This window comes from Trinickia sp., assembly GCF_051953405.1.
Lineage (GTDB): Bacteria > Pseudomonadota > Gammaproteobacteria > Burkholderiales > Burkholderiaceae > Trinickia.
Map to the genome: position 1 here is coordinate 65,095 of NZ_JBQCIV010000136.1, position 6,500 is coordinate 71,594.

The 6,500-nt window shown below is 63.8% G+C and carries 7 protein-coding genes and 1 pseudogene; 2 read left to right on the forward strand and 6 right to left on the reverse strand.

The features are described from left to right. Nucleotides 1–42 precede the first annotated feature (42 nt). On the forward strand, nucleotides 43–519 hold the full coding sequence (locus ACTHN9_RS24890) for a response regulator (RefSeq protein ID WP_440539482.1): 477 nt from the start codon (nucleotides 43–45) through the stop codon (nucleotides 517–519). Nucleotides 520–714: 195 nt separating this feature from the next. Here ACTHN9_RS24890 and ACTHN9_RS24895 read toward each other — a convergent pair whose 3' ends face one another. The 5 genes from ACTHN9_RS24895 to ACTHN9_RS24915 form a co-directional block, all read right to left on the reverse strand. Beyond that, nucleotides 715–1,551: an OmpW/AlkL family protein gene (locus ACTHN9_RS24895; RefSeq protein ID WP_440539483.1), complete on the reverse strand. Its 837-nt coding sequence runs from the start codon at nucleotides 1,549–1,551 to the stop codon at nucleotides 715–717. A 100-nt stretch (nucleotides 1,552–1,651) separates the two neighbouring features. Next, nucleotides 1,652–2,902 (reverse strand): DUF2957 domain-containing protein, encoded by a 1,251-nt coding sequence (locus ACTHN9_RS24900; RefSeq protein ID WP_440539484.1) that lies wholly within the window; start codon nucleotides 2,900–2,902, stop codon nucleotides 1,652–1,654. A gap of 350 nt (nucleotides 2,903–3,252) precedes the next feature. Then, entirely contained in the window at nucleotides 3,253–3,606 is a 354-nt protein-coding gene (locus tag ACTHN9_RS24905) for a hypothetical protein (protein WP_440539485.1), read from the reverse strand. 42 nt (nucleotides 3,607–3,648) lie between these two features. Further along, entirely contained in the window at nucleotides 3,649–4,599 is a 951-nt protein-coding gene (argC, locus tag ACTHN9_RS24910; protein ID WP_440539486.1) for an N-acetyl-gamma-glutamyl-phosphate reductase, read from the reverse strand. A 153-nt stretch (nucleotides 4,600–4,752) separates the two neighbouring features. Next, nucleotides 4,753–5,361: a YbhB/YbcL family Raf kinase inhibitor-like protein gene (locus tag ACTHN9_RS24915; protein ID WP_440539487.1), complete on the reverse strand. Its 609-nt coding sequence runs from the start codon at nucleotides 5,359–5,361 to the stop codon at nucleotides 4,753–4,755. A gap of 88 nt (nucleotides 5,362–5,449) precedes the next feature. On the opposite strand from ACTHN9_RS24915, the gene ACTHN9_RS24920 reads away from it, so the two are divergent. Then, the gene (locus ACTHN9_RS24920) at nucleotides 5,450–6,235 is read left to right on the forward strand and encodes a response regulator (RefSeq protein WP_440539488.1); all 786 of its coding nucleotides are present in this window, start codon (nucleotides 5,450–5,452) and stop codon (nucleotides 6,233–6,235) included. Nucleotides 6,236–6,308: 73 nt separating this feature from the next. Here ACTHN9_RS24920 and ACTHN9_RS24925 read toward each other — a convergent pair. Continuing rightward, nucleotides 6,309–6,500, reverse strand: a pseudogene (locus tag ACTHN9_RS24925) (orotate phosphoribosyltransferase); the annotation flags it as partial.

Genomic DNA, 6,500 nt, shown 5'->3' on the forward strand with positions numbered 1-6,500 from the left:
GTATCGCAAACGCAATGAGCACTGTGCAACGAGGATGAAGCAATGAAATCCGATTGGTACGGCGCGCACGAAGCGGTCGCGAACGAAATCGAAGATGGCTGCGAACCGGGCGAGCCCGGCAGGCCATGTGTGGTCGGCGGCTCGAGCGCCGCACGCCGCAAGCGCGTACTAGTGGCCGACAGCGACGAGGGTGCGCGCCGCATGTTGGTGAATTTGGTCGAGAGTCTGGGTTATGAGGCCGTTGCGGCGCCCGGCATCGAGGAAGCGATCGAAATCGCCCGTCGCGCGCCGCCCGATGCCGCGATGATCGACATCGGCGCCCCGATGCTCGACGGACTGCCCGCGGCACGCCGCATCCGGGAAGCGGCAGCGCAATCCGCATTGCTGCTGATTGCGCTGACCGGCTGGGGCCAGCCCCAGTATCGCGAGATGGCGCTGGCGGCGGGTTTCGACGTCCATTTGGTCAAGCCCGTCGGCATCGATCAGTTGGGATTTTTGCTGTCGATGACATTGGTATGACATCGAGATGAGGTCTCGATCTGTTGCGCGGCGGCAACGTGCGTTGCTGGGTCAAAAGGGGTCTGTTGCAACGCATCAAACGGTTTGCTAGAGTGAAAGTGTCTCCTCCATGTCTCCTCTGATATGGATTCAGCCCGCCGTTAGGCGGGCTTTTTTTTTGACGCGGTTTCTATTCCGCCGCCGCTAGCCATCGCGCTAGAACTTGTACGACACCGCCACATAGGTGATGAGCGGGTCGGCCGTCAGTTGCGCCTGCGTCGTCCCGAGCAGCGTCCCGTCGGCAGCACGAACGTACACCGTGGATCTCGTCTTCAACGGGATATAGGTGAGCGATGCGCTCAAGCCCCAATGATTCGTGATCGAGTATGACGCGCCGAGATTGAACACCGGCGCCCACGACGGCGACGCCTTCGCCGATACGCTTGTCACGCCCGGGCGCGCGGCCCCGGCTGCGAGCACCGAGCCCAGGTTGTTCTGTGTCGACGTGACAAAGTTCGGATTGAGTTCGATGTTGGTATAAAAGTTGTACGAAATGCCGATCCCGGCGAACGGCCGGAAGCGCGCCGTGGCGGAATTGAAGTAGTACTGGATCATCATCGCCGGGCTCCATTGGCGCACGCTCCTGACGATCGGCTCGTTCTGGGGATCGTCCAGGTTCTCCGTCCCCAAAGCGCCGGCCGGCCCCGGCGGTACGATCGAGCCGCGGCCCTTGAGCTTGAAGGTCGGCGGCACGCCGGCCACCGTCGTGAGCGCGATATGGTCGGTCAGAAAGTGACTGATAACGAGCCCGAGCGTATCGGCGTTCGTCGTCGACAGCCCCGTGCCCGACGAGACGAACGCGCCCGGCAGTCGCAGCGGTGTATCGATCGGCTGAGGCGTCACGTAAGTCGTCATCGGCGTGCTCGAGTCTTGCGGCATGATGTGAAACCACCCGAGCGTGACGACGTTATCGCCCGCATGCTGCGCGTGCGCCACACAAGCGAACGAGCCCAGCACCGCCGCGCAGGCGGCGGCACGTGTCTTTCTGTTCATGTTTGCCTCTCCCTGTTTTCTCTTTTTATGCGGCCGTGCCGATCGCAGCGTCGAGCGACCAGCGACTAGCGACTAGCGACTAGCGACGCGCGCGGTCCGCTCACTGCACGAACGCGTTGATCGTGAAGTACGGCGACGAATTTTCGTTGTAGAGGTAGCCGAAGACGCCGCCCGTGAACACGAGCTTGCCCGTGGCGGTATTCGACGACGCTCCGTGTACCGCCGACGTCACCACGCCCGGCACGATGTTGGCGAAGCTCAAATCGAGCGCGGTCGCGAGCGATGCGTTGGACGGCTGATACGGATCGAGCATCGTCGCTTCGGCCCCTTCGAGGGCCGTGGCGCGATAGGCGAACTGGCTGTCCACGCCGATGTACTGGCCGTTTTGCGTATCGACGGCGATCGGCGTTTGCGGGGCGAGGATCGAAATGCCCGATTCGTCGTCGGCTTGGAAGGTCGATGGGTTCGCGTATCCCGTGCGGATCAGGATCGGCACGAGCTGGTTGCGCAGCTTGCCGACGATCAGGAAACCCTTGCCGGCTGGCGCGACTGCATTGGTCGGCTTCGCCTGGCTTTGGAAGTTGTCGGTTTCGAATGCGCCGCTACCGTCGCTCGATGCGGCCCAGTTCGTTCCGGCCTGCTGGGTTTTGCCCGCGTTCACGCCGACGTTATCGGTTTCGCTCCAGGTCCCGTCCGCGTGGATCGCGATCGTCGCGTCGACGGGCACGGTCGCGTAGTTTTGCGAAGGAATGATGTGGTAGCCGATTTGGTTGTAGGTCCCCGCCACGTTCGCGAGATTCGTTTCGAGGGAAGAAAAGCCGATAAACGGGAAGTAGGGAAACGCGTTGTCCGGCACCGCGCCGAAACCGGCAATGCCGTTGTATTGGATTTCCTTGCCGGGAATCGTCCCGCCCAATACGCCTTCGCCGACGAAAATGCGAGCGGGCTTGTTCGGATCGAGGCTGGCGCCTTGCAGATAGAACGCGCATTGGTTTTGTTTTTGCGTCGGCAACAGCGTCTCGGGCGCGAGCGTTCCGCTTTGAGTCGTCCCGGCGCGCGAGGGCGTGACCGTGCCCGTTTTGGCGGGGATGGCCGATTCGACATAGGTGACTTGCCAGGTCATCTTCGTCGTGTCGATCTGCATCGTCGCGAGTTCGCCGTCGCCGCCGCCGCCCGTGAAGACGGTGTTGTAATCGAGCGAAGCCGGACAGAGCCGATCGGCCGCGGCGGCCGAACCGCCCGGCGCTCCGCTGCCGCTCGTGCTGCCACCGCCACCGCCACCGCCGCCGCCGCCGCAGGCGGCTAGGAAAGGCGCAGCGAGCGCCAGCGTCAAAAGGGCGTTCCGGTTCATCACATTCCTCCATTGGCTTTATCGTTATCGGGCGGCCGGCTCCCTGTCGGCTGCCGCTTGATTTAGTTCGTTCTCCTAATCGACGACGGGTTAGCGTTCACCTCCTGGGCGGTCGCACGCGCATGCACGGCCGTGAACTGCGCCGACGCGCAATGCTTCGAGCGGTTACGAACGGTTTCGAACGATCGATCGGGGAGGGAGGCGGCGCGCGGCCGGTACGCCGGTGCGCGGATGGCAATCGAGCGTCGACGGCGATCGTGTCGCGCTCGCCGAAACGGCGTCGATTGCGCCGTTCGTCTCCCTGATCCATCTAGTTATGCGGAACAATTTGGTCCCGCAAATTTTCGATGTCAATTGACAAAGCCGTCTAAAAAGAACGATTCAAAAAACGAGAATCGGATAAAAGCGAGGCGGGAAAAGGCGAAGGGCGAGATATTGAAACAAAAAGACCGTTTCAAGCGCTTGCACGCGAAGGGACCGAATATGCGAGCCTGCACGAAGCTTGCATCTCGGCCGCCCGGGCCAATAGCGGCAGCGCGAGAGGCCATTAATCGGATGATTGACGTAGCGATTGCCGATGGTCGAGCGCCGAGTGGCGGTCGGGCTAATTCGATGACGAAGAGGGTGACGACACCCATCGCGACGGGATTGACGTACGGATCGACGTGTCGAAAAAAAGCCGGCCCATTCTGGCCGGCTTTCATGCTGCATTCGCTCAAATTCGCGACGTTAGTTTGCAGTCCTTATCAACCCTGCAACCCAAGCTGCTCGTCGGCGCCGATCGCGAGATTCATACATTGGATCGCCGCACCCGATGCGCCCTTGCCGAGATTGTCGAGCCGAGCGATCGTCACGAAGCGTTCCTCGTTGCCGAAGACGCACAGATCGACGCGGTTCGTATCGTTATTGGCCTGCACGTCGAAAAAGCCCTCGTCGAGGTTGTGCTCCGCATCGAACGGCGCGACGCGCACGAACGCTTCGCCCTGGTAGTACTCGGCAAACAGCGCCTGCACGTCACGCGGGCCCACACGCTTGGCGAGCTGATTGGGCGTGAAGTACGTCGTCACGGCCAGCCCCTTGTAGAACGGCCCGACGATCGGCGTGAAGATTGGTGCGGCCGCAAGGCCCGTGTGCGCCGCCATTTCGGGCAAGTGCTTATGGCCCAGCGCCAGCGCGTAGGCGCGCGGGCTTTGAAGCTTGGGGTTCGGCTCGGCGGCTTCGTAATCGGCGATCATCTTCTTGCCGCCGCCGCTATAGCCGGTGATCGAGTAGCAATGGGCCGCGAAATCGGGCGAGACGACGCCCGCCGCGACGAGCGGACGCATGCCGAGCACGAAGGCCGATGCGTGACACCCCGGCACCGCGATGCGCTTGGCCGTGCGCAGCCGTTCGCGCTGTGCCGGTGCCAGTTCGGGCAAGCCGTAGGCCCAATCGGCGTGCGTACGAAAGGCCGTACTTGCATCGATGAGGACCGTCTTTTCGTTTTGGACGAGGCCGGCCGATTCGCGCGAGGCGACATCGGGCAGACACAGGAACGTCACGTCCGAAGCATTGATGAGACGGCGGCGCTCGTCGAGATCCTTGCGCTTCGCTTCTTCGATGCGGAGCACTTCGACGTCGGTCCGGCGCGACAGGTATTCGAAAATCTTCAGACCCGTCGTGCCTTCCTGTCCGTCGACAAAAACTTTCGTGCTCATTTCGATCTCGCTATGTGGCCGGTGAACGCGCCGCTCGCCGCGGCGCCAAAGCCATGATTTTAAGGGTTTTCCCAGCCGTTGCTGTGAAATTTGGGTGTCGCGCGGCGCATTCGGCCCGCGAGCCGGTGCCAGCGCCCGTAGGCGCCGCCGCTCTCAGCGCCCGTACGTCACGGTCAGGCTTGCCTTGGCGAGCGCCGCGGTGTTGATTTCGTGATCGAACATCAAGGCGTGGCGTGCGGGGCCGAGTCGCAAATCCGTCGTATTCAGGGCGAACACGGTGACGATGTAGCGGTGGGGCTTGCCGGGCGGCGGGCAAGGGCCGCCGTAGCCCACGTCGCCCCAATCGTTGCGTGCCTCGATCGCGCCGATCTTCTGCAGGTAGCCCGAACGGCTCGCATTGGCCGGCAGCGACTCGATGCTCGGTGGGATGCCGGCGACGGCCCAGTGCCACCAGCCGGGGCCGGGCGCGTCGATGTCGAAGATCGTCACGGCGAAGCTTTTCGTGCCGGCGGGTGCGTCGTGCCACGACAGCTCTGGAGAGGTATTGGCGCCTTTGCAGCCGTTTTGGTCGTAGATCTGCGCGGTGCCGATGGTGGCGCCGTCGCGCAAGTCGGTGCTCGCGAGCGCGAACTTGCCTTGCGCGCCGGCTGCGCCGGCATGCGTCGCGAGCCAGGCGAGGCAGCACAGCGAGACGAGCGCCGTCGCGCTCTTCGGCGAGCGCCTGAACAAGATCGATCCGACGACTTCGCGATCGGTACGCATGAGCCGATTTCTCCGGGAGGGACCTCGTTGCGGCCGATTATTCGCCGAGATCGCGCCGCAACCTGCCAGCCAGTCTAACATCGGCCTCATGAATTCAACCGCTCATTCCGAATTTCCGCTCGCCGATCGCGCACCGCCCACCCACCGGGTCCGCGTCGTCGTCGCCGACGACCACCCCGCCATCGTGCTCGGCGTACGCCATGCGTTGGATGCGTTCGCCGATCTGCGCCTGGTTGGGCAGGCCAGCCAATCGACCGAACTCGTGGAAACGCTGCGCCGCGTCGAGGTGGACGTGGTCGTGACCGACTTGTCGATGCCCGGAGGCCGCTATGGCGATGGACTGGGGCTGATCGGCTATCTGCGGCGGCATTTCCCGACGCTGCGGATCGTCGTGCTGACGATGCTCGGCAATGGCGCGCTGCTGCGCCGGCTATTCGAAACGGGCGTTGCCGGCGTCGTCGGCAAGGGCGACGATCTGGCTCACATCGGGCTGGCCGTGCGCCGCGCGATGCAAGGCGGGCGGTACGTCAGCCCTTCGCTCGCTGCCGCGCTCGAGCGAAGCGGTGCGCGAAACGGACGACCGACTAGGCGGCTCGCCCTCACGGCGCGCGAGGTCGACGTCGTTCGTCTGTTCGCGGCGGGTCTGAGCCTGAGCGAGATCGCCCAGCGCCAGCATCGGAGCATCAAGACGGTCAGTTCGCACAAGATATCGGCGTTGCGCAAGCTGGGACTCGCGGGCGATGCGGAGTTGATCGAGTACGCCCGAACGAACGGGCTCGCGCACCGCGGGCTGAGCGAGGCGCCGCGCCGGCTAGCGCAGGAGAGCGTGGAAGCGGGTTACGCCCCGATAGCCGACGAGGCGGTGAGCGGGTAACGCATCGAGCGGTCAGGCGTGCGAGGCAAGCGCGCGCGGGGCCGAGCCGTCCGCGCGCGCTTGACGCGCTGGCTTATTGGGGGGTAGCGGTTGCGCCGCCGTGTGCGGCCGACCACTCGGCCGGCGCGTTCAAGAACTTCTCGACTTCGTCGAGCGTTTTCGTGTCGAAGTAGCCCGAGGCCTTCGCCACGCGCAGCACATCCCACCAGGTCGCGAGCGCGTGCAGATCGACATCGATGTCTTTCAGCACCGACACGCTTTCCTT

Excerpts from the sequence above, each read along its gene's own strand:
- ACTHN9_RS24890 (WP_440539482.1), top strand. The coding sequence starts at position 43 with ATGAAATCCGATTGGTACGGCGCGCACGAAGCGGTCGCGAACGAAATC.
- ACTHN9_RS24895 (WP_440539483.1), bottom strand. The coding sequence starts at position 1,551 with ATGAACAGAAAGACACGTGCCGCCGCCTGCGCGGCGGTGCTGGGCTCG.
- ACTHN9_RS24900 (WP_440539484.1), bottom strand. The coding sequence starts at position 2,902 with ATGAACCGGAACGCCCTTTTGACGCTGGCGCTCGCTGCGCCTTTCCTA.
- ACTHN9_RS24905 (WP_440539485.1), bottom strand. The coding sequence starts at position 3,606 with ATGAAAGCCGGCCAGAATGGGCCGGCTTTTTTTCGACACGTCGATCCG.
- argC (WP_440539486.1), bottom strand. The coding sequence starts at position 4,599 with ATGAGCACGAAAGTTTTTGTCGACGGACAGGAAGGCACGACGGGTCTG.
- ACTHN9_RS24915 (WP_440539487.1), bottom strand. The coding sequence starts at position 5,361 with ATGCGTACCGATCGCGAAGTCGTCGGATCGATCTTGTTCAGGCGCTCG.
- ACTHN9_RS24920 (WP_440539488.1), top strand. The coding sequence starts at position 5,450 with ATGAATTCAACCGCTCATTCCGAATTTCCGCTCGCCGATCGCGCACCG.